The organism is Streptomyces sp. NPDC020379 (assembly GCF_044387105.1).
Taxonomy (GTDB): Bacteria; Actinomycetota; Actinomycetes; order Streptomycetales; family Streptomycetaceae; genus Streptomyces.
In genome coordinates this window covers 118782-139371 of record NZ_JBIRVR010000010.1, presented here as the reverse complement: position 1 = coordinate 139371, position 20590 = coordinate 118782, and the positions used below count along the sequence as shown (strand labels likewise).

At 75.9% G+C, this 20590-nt stretch carries 1 protein-coding gene (running past one end of the window); it reads right to left on the bottom strand.

The window, feature by feature from the left end:
- Positions 1-20590 carry the 5' portion of a type I polyketide synthase gene (locus ACH427_RS16025; RefSeq protein WP_398870068.1) on the bottom strand. It extends 7910 nt beyond the left edge of the window, so 20590 of the gene's 28500 nt are visible here — the first part of the coding sequence; its start codon is at positions 20588-20590; its stop codon lies off the left edge, out of view.

The following is a 20590-nucleotide window of genomic DNA, read 5'->3' as shown; positions in this document are numbered from 1 at the left end:
GCTCCAGCTGTGCCGCCAGGGCGGCCTCGGACCTTCCCGAGACCGGCCAGGGCACCAGGCCCGGCGCCGTGGCGGGCTCGTCCGCCGCGGGCTCCGTCTTCGGCGCCTGCTCGACGATGACGTGGGCGTTCGTGCCGCTGACGCCGAAGGCGGAGACACCGGCCCGCCGGGCGCGCCCGGTCTCCGGCCACGCCTGCTCCTGGGTGAGGAGCGAGACGGTGCCGTCCGCCCAGTCGACGTGCGCGGAGGGGGCGTCGATGTGCAGGGTCCTGGGCAGGGCGCCGTGGCGCATCGCCAGGAGCATCTTGATGACGCCGGCGACACCGGCGGCGGCCTGGGTGTGGCCCAGGTTCGACTTGACCGCCCCGAGGAGCAGCGGGAGGCTCCGGTCCTGGCCGTAGGCGGCGATCAGGGCCTGGGCCTCGATGGGGTCGCCGAGCTTGGTGCCGGTGCCGTGGGCCTCGACGACGTCGACGTCGGCGGGGGCCAGGTCGGCGTCGGTGAGGGCCTGGCGGATGACGCGCTGCTGGGCCCGGCCGTTGGGGGCCGTCAGGCCGTTGGAGGCGCCGTCCTGGTTGACGGCGGTGCCGCTGACGACGCCCAGGACCTCATGGCCGTTGCGGCGGGCGTCGGAGAGCCGCTCCAGGACGAGGACGCCCACGCCCTCGGACCAGCTCGTGCCGTCGGCCGAGTCGGCGAATGCCTTGCAGCGGCCGTCGGGGGCGAGGCCGCCCTGGATCGTGAACTCGGTGAAGGCGTCGGGGCTGGACATGACCGAGACGCCGCCGGCCAGCGCCATCGTGCACTCGCCGCTGCGCAGGGACTGCGCGGCCATGTGCAGGGCGACGAGCGAGGAGGAGCAGGCGGTGTCGACGGTGACGGCGGGGCCCTCGAAGCCGAAGGCGTAGGAGAGCCGGCCGGACATGACGCTGGCGGTGTTCCCGGTGGCGACGTGGCCGCGGACGTCGGCGGTGCCCTGGCGCAGGAGTGTGACGTAGTCCTGGCCGTTGGTGCCGACGAAGACGCCGGTGCGGCTGCCGCGCAGGGTGGTCGCGTCGATCCCGGCGCGCTCGAAGACCTCCCAGGTGGTCTCCAGCAGCAGGCGCTGCTGGGGGTCCATGGCGAGGGCCTCGCGCGGCGAGATCCCGAAGAAGGAGGAGTCGAAGAGGCCGACGCCGTCGAGGAAGCCGCCTTCGAGGGTCGCCGAGGCGCCGCGGGCGAGTGCGGTGAGGTCCCAGCCGCGGTCCGCGGGGAATCCGGAGATCGCATCCTCGCCGCGGATCAGCAGCTGCCAGAGGTCCTCGGGGGACCGGATGCCGCCGGGGAAGCGGCAGTTCATGCCGACGATGGCGATGGGGTCGTCGTCGGCCGCCCGGCCGGCCGTGGCCGGGGCGGCCGGGCCGGATTCGGGGAGTGCCCCCAGGAGCTCGGTGAGCAGGAAGGCGGCGAGGGCGCGCGGGGTCGGGTGGTCGTAGACGAGGGTCGCGGGCAGCTTCAGCCCGGTGGCGGCGGTCAGGGCGTTGCGCAGTTCGACGATGGTCAGCGAGTCGAAGCCGAGGTCGCTGAACGCCTGGTCGGCGCCGATGGCGCCGGTGCCGGAGTGGCCGAGGACCGCGGCCACCTGGCCGCGCAGGATGTCCAGGACGGCGCCGGGGCGCGCGGCCGGGGAGAGTCCGGCGAGCCGCTGGCGCAGCGCCGGTTCCCGCGGGGCGGCGCCCGGTGTCCCGGCCGGGGTCGTGGCCTCGGTGCGGCGCAGTTCGGGGAGGTCGCCGACGAAGGGGTTGGGGCGCAGTGCGGTGAACGCGTCCGCGTAGCGCTCCCAGTCGACGTCGGCGAGGGTGGTGGCGGTGTCGCCGTGCTCGATCGCGTGGCGCATCGCCGCGAGGGCGAGTTCGGGCGCCAGGGGCGTGAAGCCGCCGCGGCGGACGCGGTTCTCGATGCCGTGTCCGTCGGCGGCCATGCCGGCCTGGGCCCAGGGGCCCCAGCCGAGGGAGGTCGCGGGCAGGCCGTGCGCGCGGCGGTGCTCGGCGAAGGCGTCGAGGAAGGCGTTGGCGGCGGCGTAGTTGCCCTGGCCGGGTGCGCCGAGGGTGCCGGCGACGGAGGAGAAGAGGACGAAGGCGCTCAGGCCGTGGTCCCGTGTCGCCTCGTGCAGGTTGAGGGTGGCGGTGAGCTTGGCGCGCAGGACCGCGGTGAACTTCTCGGGGGTGAGGGCGTCCACGGTGCCGTCGTCGACGGTGCCCGCGGTGTGGAACACCGCGGTGAGCGGGTGCTCCTCGGGGATCGTGGCGAGTACGGCGTCGAGCGCGTCGCGGTCGGCGGTGTCGCAGGCGGCCAGGGTGACGCGGGTGCCGAGCGCGGTGAGTTCGGCGCTCAGTTCCGCGGCGCCGGGCGCGTCGGCGCCGCGGCGGCTGACGAGCAGCAGGTGCCGGGCGCCGCGTGCGGCAAGCCAGCGGGCGACGTGGCCGCCCAGGGCTCCGGTGCCGCCGGTGACGAGCACGGTGCCGGTGGGCCGGAACTCGGCCGGCGCGGGGGCGTCCTCGACGGGGTGGTGCGCCAGGCGCCGGGCGAACGTCGCGGTGGCGCGTACGGCGACCTGGTCCTCGCCGGTGCCGCCCGTGAGGACGGCGGCCAGCCGGCGCAGGGTGGTGCCGGCGAGCTCGTCGGGGAGGTCGACGAGGCCGCCCCAGCGCTCGGGGTGCTCCAGGGCGATCACCCGGCCGAGGCCCCAGACGGCTGCCTGGGCGGGGCGGGCGAGCCGCTCGGAGCGGCTCGCCGCCACGGCGCCGCGCGTGACGCACCACAGGGGCGCCTCGATGCCGGCGTCGCCCAGGGCCTGGACGGCGGCCGCCGTCAGGAGCAGGCCGGTGGGCGCGCCGGAGGCGTCCCGCCCGTCCTCGTCGTCCACGGCCAGCAGGGACAGTACGCCTGTGAACTCGGCTCCAGCTGCGGTCAGTTCGCGCAGGCGCTCGGCCAGGGCCTCGCGCTGCGGGGTGGTGGCCTCGACCCGGACGGTGTCCGTGGCGAGGGCGCCGACGGCCGCGTCGAGCCAGGCCGGATCGGTGGCGTCGGCCGGTGCGAGCACCAGCCAGGTGCCGGCCGGGCGTGCGGTGCCGGGTGCCGAGGCGCCGGTCAGGGGCTTCCACGTGGCGCGGTAGCGCCAGCCGTCGACGGTGGAGCGCTCGCGGCGCTTGCGGCGCCAGGACGACAGGGCGGGCACGACGGCGGTGAGGGTGGCGTCGTCCAGTTGCAGGGACGAGCTCAGGGAGGTGATGTCCGCGCGCTCGACGGCCGACCAGAACTCGCTGTCCGCCTCGTCCGCCGGGCCCGCCGGCGCGGTGGCCGGGGCGGCGGGGTCGAGCCAGAAGCGCTCGCGCTGGAAGGCGTAGGTGGGCAGGTCGGTCCGGCGGGCGCCGGCACCGGCGAACACGGTGTCCCAGTCGACCCGTACGCCGCGGACGTGCAGCCGGGCGAGGGCCGTGGTGAGCGCCGGGGCCTCGGGGCGGTCGCGGCGCAGCGCCGGGATCGCCTCGACGGGGGTGTCCTCGCCCGCGGTGCCGCGGACGGCGCCGCTGAGCACCCCGTCGGGGCCGAGCTCCAGGAAGGTGGTCACGCCGTGCTCGGTGAGCTCGCGTACGGCGTCGGCGAAGCGGACGGTGGCGCGGACCTGGCGGGTCCAGTACTCCGGCGAGCAAAGTTCGTCGGCGGAGACGAGCGCGCCGGTGACGGTGGACACGAACGGCAGCGTGGGGGCGCCGTAGGTGATGCCGGCGGCGACGCGGCCGAAGTCCTCCAGCATCGCGTCCATGTGCGGCGAGTGGAAGGCGTGGCTGACGCGCAGTCGCCTGGTGCGGCGGCCGCGCTCCTCGAAGCCGGCCGCGAGGGCGAGCACGGCGTCCTCGTCGCCCGCGACGACCAGGGACGCGGGGGTGTTGAGGGCGGCGACGGAGACGCGCCCGTCGTAGGCGTCGAGCAGGGGCAGCACCTCGTCCTCGGTGGCCTCGACGGAGGCCATGGCGCCGCCCGTGGGCAGGGCGGCCATCAGCCGGCCGCGTGCCGCGACAAGGGTGCAGGCGTCCTCCAGGGAGAGGACTCCGGCCGCGTGCGCGGCGGCGAACTCACCGATGGAGTGACCGGCGACGTGGTCGGGGCGCAGGCCCCAGGACTCGGCGAGCCGGAACAGGGCCACTTCGAGGGCGAAGAGGGCCGGCTGGGTGTAGCCGGTGTCGTCGAGCAGCGCGGCCTCGGGGGTGTCCGGGGCGGCGAAGAGGATCTCCCGCAGCGGGCGGTCGAGTTCGAGGTCGAAGCGGGCCAGTACGGCGTCCAGGGCCTCGGCGTAGACGGGGTGGCGGTCGTAGAGCTCGCGTCCCATCCCCGGGCGCTGGCTGCCCTGGCCGGTGAAGAGGAAGGCCAGGCGGCCGTGGCTCCGCTCGCCGGTGAGCAGGCCGCCGTCGGGGGTGCCGTCGCGCAGGGCGGTCAGGGCGTGGACGAGCGCGTCGTGGTCGTCGGTGACGACGGCCGCGCGGTGCTCCAGGGCGGCCCGGGAGGTGGCGAGGGAGAAGGCGAGGTCGGTGAGCGGTGTTCCGGGCCGCTCGGTGAGGTGGGACAGGAGGCGGCCGGCCTGGGCGCGCAGACCCGCTTCGGTGCGCCCGGAGAGGGTCAGGGGAACGGCGGTGGGTGCGGCCGGGGTGGTGGTGTCCTGCTCGGGTGCCTCCTCGGGCGTCTCGTCCGGCGCCTGTTCGAGGATGGTGTGGGCGTTGGTGCCGCTGAGGCCGAAGGAGGAGACGGCCGCGCGGCGCGGGTGTCCGGTGCTCGGCCAGGCCAGCGGCTCGGTGAGCAGCCGCACGGCCCCCGCGTCCCAGTCGACGTGCGAGGAGGGCCGGTCGACGTGCAGGGTCTGCGGGGCGGTCCGGTGGCGCAGGGCCATGACCATCTTGATGACGCTGGCGACGCCGGACGCCATCTGCGCGTGGCCGATGTTGGACTTGACGGAGCCCAGCAGCAGTGGGTGTCCGTGGTCGCGGCCCTGGCCGTAGGTGGCGAGCAGGGCCTGGGCCTCGATGGGGTCGCCGAGGGCGGTGCCGGTGCCGTGGCCGTCGACGACGTCGACCTCCGCGGCGGCCACGCCGGCGTCGGCGAGCGCCTGGCGGATGACCCGCTGCTGGGAGGGGCCGTTGGGCGCGGTCAGGCCGTTGGAGGCGCCGTCCTGGTTGACGGCGGAGCCCCGGATGACGGCCAGGACCTCGTGCCCGTTGCGCCGGGCGTCGGAGAGGCGCTCGACGAGGACGAGACCGACGCCCTCGGCCAGGCTCATGCCGTCGGCCTGGTCGGAGTACGCCTTGCAGCGCCCGTCGGCGGCCATCGCCCGCTGCCGGCTGAAGCCGATGAAGGCGCCCGGGGTGGACATGACGCTGACGCCGCCGGCGAGAGCCAGCGAGCTCTCGCCGTTGCGCAGCGACTGGCAGGCGAGGTGCAGGGCGACGAGCGAGGAGGAGCAGGCGGTGTCGAGCGTGACGGCCGGGCCCTCGAAGCCGTAGGTGTAGGACAGGCGGCCGGACAGGACGCTGGCGATGGTGCCGGTGATCAGGTGCCCCTCGGCGCCCTCGGGGCCGGTGCTGCCCGCGGCGTAGTGCTGGTAGCTGGCGCCGATGAAGGTGCCGGTGCTGCTGCCGCGCAGGGTGGCGGGGTCGATGCCGGCGCGCTCCATGGCCTCCCAGGAGGTCTCCAGCAGCAGGCGCTGCTGGGGGTCCATGGCGAGGGCCTCGCGCGGCGAGATGCCGAAGAAGGAGGCGTCGAAGTCGGCCGCGTCGTGGAGGAAGCCGCCACGGGTCGAGTAGGTGTGGCCCGGCCGGTCGGGGTCGGGGTCGTAGAGGCCGTCGGTGTCCCAGCCGCGGTCGGTGGGGAACTCGCCGGTGGCGTCGCCGCCTTCGGTGATGAGCCGCCACAGTTCCTCGGGCGAGCTGACGCCGCCGGGGTAGCGGCAGCTCATGCCGATGATGGCGATGGGCTCGTCGGCGGCCGGGGCGGTGGTGGTGCGAGTGGCTCCGGCGTCCCCGGTGCGGGTGCCCGCGAGGGCCTCGCGCAGGAAGGCGGCGAGTGCGAGCGGGTTGGGGTGGTCGAAGACCATGGTGCTCGGCAGGGCGAGGCCGGTGGCGGCGGCGATGCGGTTGCGCAGGTCGACGGCGGTGAGCGAGTCGAAACCGACCTCGCGGAAGGCCCGCTGCTCGGACAGCACGTCGGGTGAGGCGTGGCCCAGCGCGGTGGCCGCCTCATCGCGGACGAGGTCCAGCAGGAGGCGGTCCTGCTCGGCGGCGGTCAGCCCGAGGAGCCGGGCGGCGAACTCGCCGCCGGAGACCGGGGCCTGGTCCCGGTCCTCCTCCAGGCGCTGGACCTCGGGCACGTCCGCGAAGAGCGCGGTGGGCCGCGCGGAGGTGAAGACGGGGTGGTAGCGCTCCCAGTCCACGTCGGCGATCGCGAGGACCGTCTCGCCGTCGTCGAGCGCCTGCCGCAGCCCGGTGAGGGCCAACTGCGGGTCCATGAAGACGAGTCCGCTGCGGCGGATCTGCCCGGGGTCGACGCGGCCGAGCTTCATGTCGTCGGCCCAGATGCCCCAGGAGACGGCGGTGGCGCGGGCCCCGCGGGCGCGGCGGTGCTCGGCGAGGGCGTTGAGGTAGGCGTTGCCCGCGACGTAGGCGGCGTGCGCGCCGCTGCCCCACATGCCGGCGGTGGAGGAATACAGGACGAAGGCGTCGAGCTCGTCGTCGTCGAGGAGTTCATCGAGGTGGCGGGCGCCGGTGACCTTCGCGTCCATGACCCGTGCGAAGTCGTCGAGGGTCGTCTCGGCGAGCGGGGCGAGTTCGATGTTCACGGCGGTGTGCACGACCGTGCGGACGGTGCGTCCTTCGGCCTTGAGCGCGTCGAGCATCCCGGCGACCGCGCCGCGGTCGGTCAGGTCGCAGGCGACGGCGGTGGCCTCGCAGCCGAGCTCGGCCAGTTCCCGGACGAGGTCCGCCGCGCCGGGCGCGGCCGGGCCGCGGCGGCTCGTGAGCACGATGTGCTCGGCGCCCTGGCCGGCCAGCCAGCGGGCCAGGTGAGGTGCGAGGGTGCCGGTGCCGCCGGTGACGAGCGTGGTGCCGCGAGGCGTCCAGGGCTCGGCCGGGGCGGCGTCCGCGGGGGTGGCGCGCACGACGCGGCGGGCGAGGACGCCCGAGGCGCGCACGGCGAGCTGGTCCTCGCCGGTGCGGCCGGTGAGGACGGCGGCCAGGCGTTCACCGGCGCGCCGGTCGAGCTGTCCGGGCAGGTCGACGAGGCCGCCCCAGCGCTGCGGGTGTTCGAGGGCGGCCGTCCAGCCGAGGCCGAGTATCTGGGCCTGGTCCGGGCGGGTCAGCCGGTCGGCGCGGCCGGTGGAGACGGCACCGCGGGTCAGGCACCACAGGGGTGCCTCGATCCCGGCGTCGCCGAGCGCCTGGACGAGCGAGACGGTCAGGGCGAGTCCGGAGGTGAGCGCCGGGTGCTCGGTGTCCGGGTCCTCGGCGCCGGCCAGCAGGGACACCACTCCCGTGAGGTCCGCGGCGTCGAGCCCGGCCAGGCGCGCGGCCAGGACCGCGCGGTCGGCGCAGGTCCCGTCCAGGACGAGCGTGCGCGGGTCCGCGCCATGGGCGGCGAGGGTCTCCGCGACCTCGTCGGTGGCGACGCCCTCGGCGGTGACGACCAGCCAGGTGCCGGTCAGGGCCGCCTGGGGCAGGCCGGTGAGCGGCTTCCATGTGGCGCGGTAGCGCCAGGAGTCCACGGTCGACAGGTCGCGGCGGTGCTTGCGCCAGTGCGACAGGGCCGGGAGCACCGGGGCCAGCTGGGCGCGGTCGAGGCGCAGGCTGGAGGCGAGGGAGTCGACGTCCTCGTCCTCGACCGCCGTCCAGAACTCGGCGTCGGCCGGGGCCTCCTCGTGCGTCTGCCGCGGCTTGGCCGGGATGGCCCACAGGTGTTCGCGCTGGAAGGCGTACGTGGGCAGGGGCACCCGGCGGGCGCCGGTACCGTCGAAGACGCGGGACCAGTCGACGGTGGCGCCCCGGACGAACGCCTCGGCCAGGGAGGTCAGGAAGCGGTCGGTGCCGCCGGCGTCGCGCCGGAGCGTGCCGAGCACGACCGCCGGGCGGCCGGCGTCCTCGGCCGTCTCCTGGACGGCCATGGACAGCACGGGGTGGGAGCTGACCTCGATGAAGAAGCGGTGGTCCTGGGCGAGGAGTTCCCGCATGGCGGGCTCGAAGCGGACGGTCCCGCGGAGGTTGGTGTACCAGTAGTCGGCGTCGGTGCCGGTGGTCCCCTCCAGCCAGTCGCCGGTGACGGTGGAGAAGAAGGGCACCTGCGGGGAGCGGGGGCGGACGGGCGCGAGGGCGGTGCTCAGCTCGTCGCGCAGCAGCTCGACCTGCGCGGAGTGCGAGGCGTAGTCCACGGCGACGCGCTTGGCACGGACGTCCTCGGCGGCCAGCTCGGCCTGCAGGGCGTCCAGCGGGGCGGGGGCGCCGGAGACGACGACGGCCCGGGGCCCGTTGACGGCGGCGACGGACAGGCCCTCGTAGGCGCGAAGGCGCCGCTCGACGTCGGCCACGGGCAGCGGGACGGACATCATGCCGCCGGATCCGGCCAGCACGCGGCCGATGGCCTGGCTGCGCAGCGCCACCACGCGGGCGGCGTCCTCCAGCGACAGGGCACCGGCGACGGCGGCCGCGGCGATCTCGCCCTGCGAGTGGCCGGCGACGGCGTCGGGGGTGATGCCGTGGGCGCGCCACATCTCGGCCAGCGAGACCATGACGGCCCACGAGGCGGGCTGGACGACGTCGACGCGGTCCAGGGTGGGCGCGCCCTCGGTCTGGCGGATGACGTCGAGGAGCGACCAGTCGGTGAACGCGGACAGGGCCGTGGCGCACTCGGCCAGGCGCTCGGCGAAGACCGGGGACTCCTCCAGCAGCCGGGCCCCCATGCCGGCCCACTGCGAGCCCTGGCCGGGGAAGACGAACACGGTCTTGCCGTCGGTGTCGGCGACGCCCTGGACGACGCCCGGGAGCGAGCGCCCCTCGCCGAGGGCGCCCAGGGCGGCCCTCGCCTCGTCGTCACCGGTGCCGACGACGACGGCGCGGTGCTCGAAGAGGGTGCGGGAGGTCAGCAGGGAGTGACCGGTGTCGAGAGCGGCCACGGCTTGGCCGTCGAGGTGCGCGGCGAGCTGGGCGGCCTGGGCGCGCAGGGCGCCGGGGGTACGGGCGGACAGCACCCAGGGGATGACGCCGCCGGCCGGGGGCACCGGCGCGGTCTCCGGCGCGGGGGCGCTCTCCTGCTCCCGGGGCGCCTCTTCGAGGACCGTGTGGGCGTTGGTCCCGCTGATGCCGAAGGAGGAGACCGCGCAGCGGCGCGTGCGCTCGCCCTCGGGCCACGCGGCCCCGTCGGTCAGCAGGGAGACCGTGCCGGACGTCCAGTCGACGTGTGTGGAGGGCGCCTCCGCGTGCAGGGTGCGGGGCAGTTGGCCGTGGCGCAGGGCCATGACCATCTTGATGACGCCGGCGACGCCGGCCGCCGACTGGGTGTGGCCGATGTTGGACTTCACGGAGCCCAGCAGCAGCGGCTGTGCGGTGTCGCGGCCGCGGCCGTAGGTGGCGAGCAGCGCCTGGGCCTCGATGGGGTCACCGAGGGCGGTGCCGGTGCCGTGGGCCTCGACGGCGTCGATGTCGGCGGGGGCGAGTCCGGCGTTGGCGAGGGCCTGGCGGATCACCCGCTGCTGTGCCGGGCCGTTGGGCGCGGACAGGCCGTTGGACGCGCCGTCCTGGTTGATGGCCGAGCCCCGCACGACGGCGAGGACCTCGTGCCCGTTGCGGCGGGCGTCGGAGAGCCGCTCCAGGACGAGGATTCCCACGCCTTCGGCGAGCGTCATGCCGTCGGCGCCGTCGGCGAACGCCTTGCAGCGGCCGTCGCCCGCGAGGGCCCGCTGCCGGCTGAAGGCGACGAACGGGTTCGGGTTGGTCATCACGGTCGCGCCGCCGGCCAGGGCCAGGGAGCTCTCGCCGTTGCGCAGCGACTGGCAGGCCAGGTGGAGGGCGACCAGGGACGAGGAGCAGGCCGTGTCGACGGTGACCGCCGGGCCTTCCAGCCCGAAGAGGTACGCGAGCCGGCCGGAGAGCACGCTCGGGCTGGTGCCGGTCACCAGGTGACCGGCGGAGCTGTCGTCGACGCCGAACCCGTACTCCTGGTAGGTGGAGCCGATGAAGGCCCCGGTCGGGCTGCCGTGCAGGCCGGTCGGGTCGATGCCGGCCTGCTCGAACGCCTCCCAGGTGGTCTCCAGCAGCAGCCGCTGCTGAGGGTCCATGGAGACCGCCTCGCGCGGCGAGATGCCGAAGAAGCCCGCGTCGAACTCGCCCGCGTCGTGCAGGAAGCCGCCCTGGGTGGAGTACGTCGTGCCGGGGTTGTCGGGGTCGGGGTGGAAGAGGCCGGTGTCCCAGCCGCGGTTGACGGGGAAGTCGGTGATGGCGTCGGTGCCTTCGGAGACGAGCTCCCAGAACTGCTGCGGGGAGCGCACGCCGCCGGGGAAGCGGCAGCTCATGCCGACGATGGCGATGGGCTCGTCGAGACTCGCCGCGGGGACGACCGCGGGAGCCGCCACCGCGCCCTGTGCGCCGAGGAGTTCGGCGCGCAGGTGACGGGCGAGGGCGGCGGGGGTGGGGTAGTCGAAGACCAGGGTGGCGGGCAGGGGCAGGCCGGTGAGCGCGGCCAGCCGCTTGCGCAGCTCGACGGCGGTCAGCGAGTCGAAGCCCGCCTCGCGGAACGCGCGCCGCTCCGTGACGCCCTCGGCGGAGGCGTGGCCGAGGACCACGGCCGCCTCGGCGCGCACCAGGTCGGTCAGCAGCCGCTCCTGGCCGGCCTCGTCCAGGCCCCGCAGGCGCGCGGCGAACTCCGGCGCGGCGCTCTCCCCTTCGGCCTGCGCCAGGGCGCGGACCTCGGCCAGCTCGTCGAAGAGGGCGCTGGGACGGGCGGAGGTGAAGACGGGGTGGTAGCGCTCCCAGTCGATGTCGGCGACCGTGACGGCGACGTCCTCCTGGACGACCGCGCGCCGCAGTTCGGCGATGGCCGTGGCGGGGGCGAGCAGGCGCAGTCCGCGCTTGCGGAGCTGGTCGGCGAAGCCCTCGTGCGTGGCCATGCCGGCCTCGGCCCAGGGGCCCCAGGCCACGGAGGTCGCGGCCAGGCCGCGGGCGCGCCGGTGCTCGGCGAGGGCGTCGAGGTAGGCGTTGGCGGCGCCGTAGGCGCTCTGTCCGGCGCTGCCCCAGACTCCGGCGATCGAGGAGACCAGGACGAAGAAGTCGAGGTCGTGGCCGTCGAGGAGGGCGTCCAGGTGGGCGGCGCCGAGCAGCTTCGCTGCCATCGCCGCCGCGGCGTCGTCCAGGGAGGTCTCCGTGAGCGGGGCGTCCTGGCCGACACCGGCCGCGTGCACGACGCCGGTCAGCGGGTGCTCGTCGGGCACGGAGGCCAGCAGGGCGGCGAGCGCGTCGCGGTCGGCGGTGTCGCAGGCGGCGAGGGTGACCCGGGCGCCCAGGTCCTCCAGTTCGGCGGCCAGTTCGCCGGCGCCGGGGGCGTCGGGGCCGCGGCGGCTGGTGAGCAGGAGGTGCTCGGCACCGCTGCGGGCGAGCCAGCGGGCGACCTCGGCGCCCAGCGCCCCGGTGCCGCCGGTGACGAGCACGGTGCCGCGGGCGGTGAAGGCGTCGGCCGGGGGCAGCTCGGCGAGGGCGTGGCGCACGAGGCGCCGGCCGTACGCTCCGGCCGTGCGGATCGCGATCTGGTCCTCGCCGCCGCGTGCGGCGAGGGCGCTCACGAGGTGCTGGACGGCGGGCGCGTCGAGGACGGCCGGCAGGTCGATCAAGCCCCGCCACAGCTGCGGGTGTTCCAGGGCGGCGACGCGGCCCAGCCCCCAGGCCGCCGCCTGGAGGGGGTCGGTGAGCGGGTCGGCGGGGCCGGTGGAGACCGCGCCCCGGGTCAGCGTCCAGAGGGGGGCGGCGGATCCGGTGTCGGCGAGGGCCTGGATCAGGACGAGAGTGAGGGCGAGCCCGGTCGGCGGCTCGGCACCGAGCGGCAGAGCGGGCCCGTCGGCCCGGTCGGCGAGCGGGAGGAGGGACAGGACACCGGAGAAGGTCCGGTCCTCGCCGCGCGCGGCCTCGAGCCGGGCGGCGAGCCCGGCGCGATCGGTGCGCCGCTCCAGGACGAGGGTCTCGAACTGGGCGCCGTGGCCGCGCAGCGCGTCCAGGATCTCGTCGCCGTCGGTCCCCTCGGCGGTGACGACCAGCCAGGTGCCGTCGAGGACAGGCGCGGCGGAGGCCCGGACGGGCCGCCAGGCGACCTGGTAACGGGTGGAGTCCAGCAGCGCTTTCTCCTGCCGGAGCTGACGCCAGGACGACAGGGCGGGCAGCAGCGCGTAGAGGGAGGCGTGCTGCTCGTCGCGCAGGCCCAGCAGGCCGGCGAGCCCTGCGGCGTCGCCGCGTTCGACGGCGCTCCACAGCTCGGCGTCCGCGGGGTCTGCGGCGGCCTGCGGCGCGCGGGCCGGTGCGGCCTCGGGCCAGTAGCGCTCGCGCTGGAAGGCATAGGTGGGCAGGTCGACCGCACGGGCGCCGGTGCCCGCGAGGTACGCGGTCCAGTCGACGGCCAGGCCGTGGACGTGCAGGCGGGCCAGCGCGGTGGCCGCGCAGCGCTCCTCGCCGCGCCCGGAGCGCAGCAGCGGGACGATGTGCGCGTCCGCCGCGTCGCCGAGGGCCTCCTGGGCGACGGCCGACAGCACGCTGTCGGGGCCGACTTCGAGGAAGGTGCCGGCGCCGTGGTCGTGCGCCGCGCGCATGGTGTCGGCGAAGCGGACGGCGCCGCGGGCGTGCGCGACCCAGTAGTCCGCGGAGCACAGTTCGTCGCCGGTGGCGGGCCGCCCGGTCAGGCCGGAGATGACGGTCACGTCCGGCGCGTGGTAGGTGAGTTCGGCCGCGACCTCGCGCAGCCCGTCGAGCGCGGGCTCCATGAGCGGCGAGTGGAAGGCGTGGCTGACCGTCAGGCGCTTGGTCTTGCGGCCCTGGGCGGCGAAGTGGGCGGCGATCTCCTCGGCGGCGGCCAGCTCTCCGGCGACCACGACGCTGCGGGGGCCGTTGACGGCGGCGAGGGAGACCTCGTGCTCGCGCCCGGCGAGCAGCGGCGCGACCTCGTCCTCGCCGGCCTGAAGGGAGATCATCGCGCCGCCCGCGGGCAGCGCCTCCATGAGCCGTCCCCGCGCGGTCACCAGGCGGGCCGCGTCGGGCAGCGAGAGGACGCCCGCGACGTGCGCGGCGGTGATCTCGCCGATGGAGTGGCCCAGCAGCACGGCGGGGCGGATGCCCCAGGTGCCGAGCAGCCGGTGGAGCGCGACCCCGATGGCGAACAACGCGGGCTGGGTCCACCCGGTGCGGTCCAGCAGCGCCGCCTCGGGGCTGCCCTCCGGGGCGAACAGGACGTCCTTGAGGGGGCGGTCCAGGTGCGCATCGAGGGCGGCGGTCACCTCGTCGAGGGCCTCGGCGAACGCGGGGAAGCGGGCGGCGAGTTCACGGCCGGCGCCGGGGCGCTGGCTGCCCTGCCCGGAGAACACCACGGCCAGCTTGCCCGCGCCGCCGACCTCGCCCTCGGTGAGCGCGGAGCCCGGCCGGTCGGCGGCCAGGTCGGCGAGGGCGCGCAGCAGTTCGTCGCGGTCGCCGACGACGACGGCGCGCTGGTCGAAGGCCGAGCGGGTGGTGGCCAGGGAGAGCGCGACATCGGCCGGGTCGAGGGCCGGGCGCTCCTCCACGAAGGACCGCAGGCGGGCGGCCTGGTCGCGCAGCGCGGCCCGGCTCTTGCCCGACAGCGTCCAGGGCACGACGGCCGGGGTGAGCGCCGGCTCCTCGCGCTGCTCGGCGACGGCCGCCGGCTCCTCGATGATGAGGTGCGCGTTCGTACCGCTGAATCCGAAGGACGAGACGGCGGCGCGGCGCGGCCGGCCCGTCTGCGGCCAGGGGGTCTCCTCGGTGAGCAGCCGTACGGCCCCGGCGTCCCACTCGACGTGCGAGGACGGCTCGTCGGCGTGCAGGGTGCGGGGCAGCACGCCGTGTTCCATGGCCATGACCATCTTGATGATGCCGGCGACGCCGGCCGCGGCCTGGGTGTGGCCGATGTTGGACTTCACGGAGCCCAGCAGCAGCGGTCGTGCCGGGTCGCGGTCCTGTCCGTAGGTGGCGAGCAGGGCCTGGGCCTCGATGGGGTCGCCGAGCGTGGTGCCGGTGCCGTGCGCCTCGACCGCGTCGACGTCCGCGACGGACAGGCCGGCGCCGGCCAGCGCCTGGCGGATGACCCGCTGCTGGGACGGGCCGTTGGGCGCGGTCAGACCGTTGGACGCGCCGTCCTGGTTGACGGCGGAGCCCCGGACGACGGCCAGGACCCGGTGCCCGTTGCGCTGGGCGTCGGAGAGCCGCTCGAGGACGAGCATGCCCACGCCCTCGGCCCAGCCGACGCCGTCGGCGCTGTCGGAGAATGCCTTGCAGCGGCCGTCCGGCGACAGGCCGCGCTGCCGGGAGAACTCGATGAGGGCGCCCGGCGTGGACATCACCGTGACACCGCCTGCCAGGGCGAGGGAGCACTCCCCCGAGCGCAGCGCCTGCATCGCCCAGTGCATGGCGACGAGCGAGGACGAGCACGCGGTGTCGACGGTGACGGCGGGGCCTTCGAGGCCGAGGGTGTAGGAGACGCGGCCGGAGGCGATGCTCGGCGAGGTGCCGCTGCCCTGGTGGCCCTCGAACTGCCCGCCGGCGAGGGTCGCGGCGTAGTCGTTGTACATCACACCGGCGAACACGCCGGTGCGGCTGCCCCGCAGGGACACCGGGTCGATACCGGCGCGCTCGAATGCCTCCCAGGACGCCTCCAGGAGCAGTCGCTGCTGCGAGTCGGTGGCCAGCGCCTCGCGGGGGCTCATGCCGAAGAAGGCGGGGTCGAACTCGGGCGCCTCGTGCAGGAATCCGCCGAAGCGGGAGTACGAGGTGCCGAGGTGGTCCGGGTCCGGGTCGTAGAGGGCCTCCAGGTCCCAGCCGCGGTCCGTGGGCAGGCCCGAGACCGCGTCGGTGCCCTCGCTGACAAGCCGCCACAGGTCCTCGGGCGAGGCGACGCCGCCCGGGTAGCGGCAGCTCATGCCGACGACGACGATGGGGTCCTGGTCGGCGGCGGCGCGGGGGGCGGCCGCCGTGACGGCGGCTTCGGAGCCCATGAGCTCGCCGAGGACGTGCGCGGCGAGCGCGGCGACGGTGGGGTAGTCGAAGATCGCCGTGGCCGCGGTGCGCAGCCCGGTGGCCGTGCGGAGCCGGTTGCGCAGCTCCACGGCGGTGAGCGAGTCGAGGCCCAGCTCCCTGAACGGGCGCTCCGCGTCGACCTCGGCGGCGCCGGAGTGGCCGAGCACGGCCGCCACTTGGCCGGCCACGAGGTCGCGCACCACCTCGGCGCGGTCGGCCTCCTCCAGCCGGGACAGCTGCTGCACGAGGCTCACGGCCGTCTCCGAGCCGGAGACCACCGAGCGGCGGACGGGGGTGCGGACGAGCCCGCGCATCAGCGCCGGTACCTCGCCCCGCGCCCGCAGGACGGACAGGTCCAGCCGGACCGGCAGCAGGACGGCGGCCGTCGAGGCGGTCGCGGCGTCGAAGAGCGCGACGCCCTGTTCCTCGGTGAGCGCGGGCGTGCCCATGCGGGCCAGGCGCTCGAGGTCGGTGTCGGTCATCCCGCCGGTCATGCCACCGGTGGGCGCCCACGGGCCCCAGCCCAGGGAGAGCCCCGGCAGCCCTTCGGCGCGGCGCAGTTGGGCGACGGCGTCGATGAAGGCGTTCGCGGCGGCGTAGTTGCCCTGGCCCGCGGTGCCCACGGTGCCGGCGAGGGAGGAGAAGACGACGAAGGCGGCCAGGCCGAGCCCCCGGGTGGCTTCGTGGAGGTGCCACACCGCGTCGGCCTTGGGCCGCAGGACGGCGCTGATCCGCTCGGGGGTCAGCGACTCGACGACACCGTCGTCGAGCGTGCCCGCGCTGTGCACGACGGCGGTGACGGGGTGTTCGGCGGGCACCTCGGCCAGCAGCCGCTCCACGGCGGCACGGTCGGCGAGGTCGCAGGCCGCCACGGTGACCCGCGCACCGTGCCCGGTCAGTTCGGCGACGAGCTCGTCGGCGCCCTCGGCGGCGGCGCCCCGGCGGCTGACGAGCAGCAGGTGCCGTATGCCGCGCTCGGCGACCAGGTGCCGGGCCAGTACGCGGCCCAGGCCGCCGGTGGCGCCGGTGAGCAGCACGGTGCCTTCGGGGTTCCAGCGTGTGTCGCTCTCCGCCACCCGGGCGCGGGCGAGCCGGGCGCCGAGCACGGCGCCGCCGCGGAGGGCGGTCTGCGGCTCGTCCGTGGCCAGGGCCCGGGCGAGCCGCGGCGCGGAGGGGCCGGCCGGGTCGAGGTCCACCAGGCCGAAGCGGCCGGGGTGTTCGGCCTGCGCGGCACGCACCAGGCCCCAGACGGCGGCGGCCGCCGGGTCCGGCGCCCGGCCACCGTCGGTGGTGACGGCGCCGCGGGTGACGAAGACCAGCCGCGAGCCGGCGCACCGCTCGCTCTCCAGCCAGCTCCGCAGCTGTTCCAGCACATGGGCGGTAAGGGCGTGCGCGGAGGCGACGGGTTCGTCACCGGTGGTGCCGGCGACGGGGGCGAGCACGATGTCCGGGACGTCGGCTGTGTCCGGGCCGGCCAGGGCGGTGACCGTGCGGTCCGGCGCGGTCAGGGCCTCGGCGAGACCGAAGAGGTCCGGGCCGAGGACGGCGACCGCGGCGGGCCCGGTCACGGCGGGCTCCGGCAGCGGGGTCCAGCGCACCTCGAACAAGGCGTCGCGCACCAGGGAAGCGGCGGCGGACAGCTGCTCGTCCGGCATCGTCCGCAGGACGAGCGAACCGACGGAGGCCACCAGGGCGCCCGTGGTGTCGGCGACGGCGATCGCCACCGCGTCCTCGTCGGCCCGGGTCAGCCGCACCCGCACCGTCGTCGCCCCGCTCGCGTGCAGGGTCACGTCCTGCCACGAGAAGGGCAGGCCGCCGTGGCCCTGCTCGCCGAGGCCGGCGAAGGCCGAGGCGTGCAGCGCGGCGTCCAGCAGGGCCGGGTGGATGCCGAAGGACCCGGCGGCGGACGCGGAGTCCGGGGCGCCCGTCTCCGGCAGCGTCACCTCGGCGTAGACGTCGTCGCCGCTGCGCCAGGCGGCGCGCAGGCCCCGGAAGAGGGGGCCGTACTCGAAACCGCCGTCCGTGAGGCGGTCGTAGAAACCGTCGAGGTCGAGCGGCTGGGCGCCGGCCGGGGGCCAGGCGGTGGCGTCGAAGTCGGCGCGCTGCTCACCGGCGACGAGGGTGCCTGCGGCGTGCTGCGTCCAGGGGAGTTCCTCGGGCCCGTCGGGGCGGGAGTGGATGCTCAGGGCACGGCGGCCGGACTCGTCCGGGCTGCCGGCCCACACCTGCACCTGGACGCCGCCCTCGGCGGGCAGGACCAGGGGTGCGGCCAGGGTGAGTTCCTCGACGCGGCCGCAGCCGGTCTCGTCACCGGCGCGGACGGCGAGCTCCAGGAAGGCGGTGCCCGGGAGCAGCACCGTGCCGCGCACCGCGTGGTCGGCGAGCCAGGGGTGGGTGCGCAGCGACAGGCGGCCGGTCAGCAGCAGGCCGTCGGAGTTGGCGACCGACACGGCCGCCGCGAGCAGCGGGTGGCGGGCGGCGCCCAGGCCCGCGGCGCGGACGTCGGCGCCCTGTGCGGCCAGGCCCTTGGGCCAGTAGCGGCGGCGCTGGAAGGCGTAGGTGGGCAGGTCCGTGCGCTGGGCACCGGTGCCCGCGAACCAGGGCTCCCACTGGACGGCCACGCCCCGGACGTGCAGGCCCGCGAGCGCGGTGGTGAGCGTCTCGGCCTCGGGGCGGCCCGGGCGCAGTACGGCGAGCGTGGCGGGGACGGGCCCGGAGGTGCCGTCGGCGGCGGCGTCACCGGTGGCGTCGAGGCAGGCCCGCGTCATGGCGGACAGGACGCCGTCGGGGCCCAGTTCGAGGAAGGTGCCGGTGCCGTGGCCGCTGAGCCAGGCCACGGTGTCGGCGAACCGGACCGCGTGGCGGGCGTGGTCCACCCAGTAGTCGGGGGAGGTCAGCTGCTCGACCGTGGCGAGCGTGCCGGTCAGGCCGGAGACGACCGGGACGACGGGTGCCTGCGGCGCGAGGCCGGAGACGACGGCGCGGAACTCCTCGAGCATGGGTTCCATGAGCGGGGAGTGGAAGGCATGACTGACCGTCAGCCGCTTGGTCTTGCGGCCCAGCGCGGCGAAGTGCGCGGCGACGGCGCCGGCTTCGCCCTCCTCGCCCGCCACGACAATGGCGGCGGGCCCGTTGACCGCCGCGACCGAGACGCGGTCCTGCCGGTCCTGGAGCAGCGGAAGGACCTCGTCCTCCGTCGCTTCCAGCGAGATCATGACGCCGCCCGCGGGCAGCGCCTGCATGAGCCGGCCGCGGGCGAGCACCAGGGCCGCGGCGTCGGCCACGGAGAAGACCCCGGCCACGTGCGCGGCGGCGATCTCGCCGATGGAGTGCCCGGCGAGGAAGTCCGGTTTGAGGCCGAGGGATTCGGCCAGCCGGTACAGCGCGACCTCGATCGCGAAGAGGGCGGGCTGCGCGTAGCCGGTCTCGTTCAGCAGCGCGGCCTCGGGCGTGCCCTCGGCGGCGAACAGCACGTCCTTCAGGGGACGTTCGAGGCCCTGGTCGAAGTGGCCGAGGACCTCGTCGAGCGCGGCGGCGAAGACGGGGAAGCGGGCGTGGAGTTCCCGCCCCATGCCCGGCCGCTGGGAGCCCTGGCCGGCGAAGAGGAAGGCGAGCTTGGCACGGCCCTGCACGGTGCCCTGCGTCACGCTCGGCGCCGGTTCGCCGGATGCCAGCGCGGTGAGGGCTTCGAGGGCCCCGTCGCGGTCGGCGGCGGTGAACGCGGCGCGGTGCTCGAAGCCGGAGCGGGTCGTGGCCAGCGAGTACGCCACGTCCGCGGGCGCGAGGCCCGGGCGGGTGGCGAGGAGGTCGAGCACCCGGGCGGCCTGGGCGCTCAGAGCCTCGCGGGTACGGCCGGAGAGCAGCCACGGGAGGGCACCGGCGGTGACGGTCCCGGCGGGTTCGCCGCCCTCGGGCGTCTCCCCCGCCTCCGGTCCCGGTTCGGCCGGCGCCTCCTCCAGGATGGTGTGCGCGTTGGTGCCGCTGAGCCCGAACGAGGAGATGCCCGCCCGGCGCGGTTGCTCGCCCTGCGGCCACGCCACTTGCTCGGTCAGCAGGCGTACGGTCCCCGCCGTCCAGTCGACGTGCGAGGACGGCGTGTCGACGTGCAGCGTGCGGGGCAGGGCGCCGTGCCGCATGGCCAGCACCATCTTGATGACGCCGGCCATGCCGGCCGCAGCCTGGGTGTGCCCGAGGTTGGACTTGACGGATCCCAGCAGAAGCGGGCGGTCCTCGGCGCGATTGCGTCCGTAGGTCGCGATCAGCGCCTGGGCCTCGACCGGGTCGCCCAGGGTGGTGCCCGTGCCGTGCGCCTCGACGACGTCGACCTCGTCGGCCGACAACCGGGCGTTGACCAGTGCCTGCTCGATCACCCGCTGCTGGGAGGGGCCGTTGGGCGCGGTCAGGCCGTTGGATGCGCCGTCCTGGTTGACGGCGGAACCCCGGATGACGGCCAGCACCTCGTGCCCGTTGCGCCGGGCCTCCGAGAGCCGTTCCAGGACCAGTACGCCCACGCCCTCGGCCCAGCCGGTGCCGTCGGCGGAGTCGGCGAAGGAGCGGCAGCGCCCGTCGGCGGCCAGCCCGCCCTGGCGGCTGAACTCCACGAACGTCGTGGGTGCGGACATCACCGTGACGCCCGCGGCCAGCGCCAGGGAGCACTCGCCCTGGCGCAGGGAGTGGGCGGCCAGGTGCAGGGCCACCAGGGAGGACGAGCAGGCGGTGTCCACCGTCACCGCCGGGCCCACGGCCCCGTAGAAATAGGAGAGCCGGCCCGACAGGACGCTGGTGGCACCGCCCGTCAGGACGAAGCCCTGGGCGTCGTCGTCCGGGCCCACCCGGTACTCCTGGGGCATGGCCCCGACGAACACACCTGTCTTGGTGCCCCGGACCGCGGCCGGGTCGATGCCGGCCCGCTCGAATGCCTCCCAGGAGGACTCCAGCAGCACCCGCTGCTGGGGGTCCATCGAGAGCGCCTCGCGCGGGGAGATCCCGAAGAATCCGGCGTCGAACTCGGCCGCGTCGTGCAGGAACCCACCGGAGAACTTCCGGGTGTCGCCCGCGTCCTCCGTCAGCAGTTCCCAGCCGCGGTCGGCGGGGAACCCCGTGATGCCCTCCTCGCCGGCGACGAGCATGGACCAGAGTTCCTCGGGAGTCGTCACACCCCCGGGGAAGCGACAGCTCATGCCCACGATCGCGATGGGCTCACGGGCCGCGGCCTCCAGTTCGCCCACCCGCTGCCGGGAACGCCGCAGATCCGCGCTCGCCCGCTTCAGGTAGTCGCGGAGCTTCTGTTCCTGGTCCAT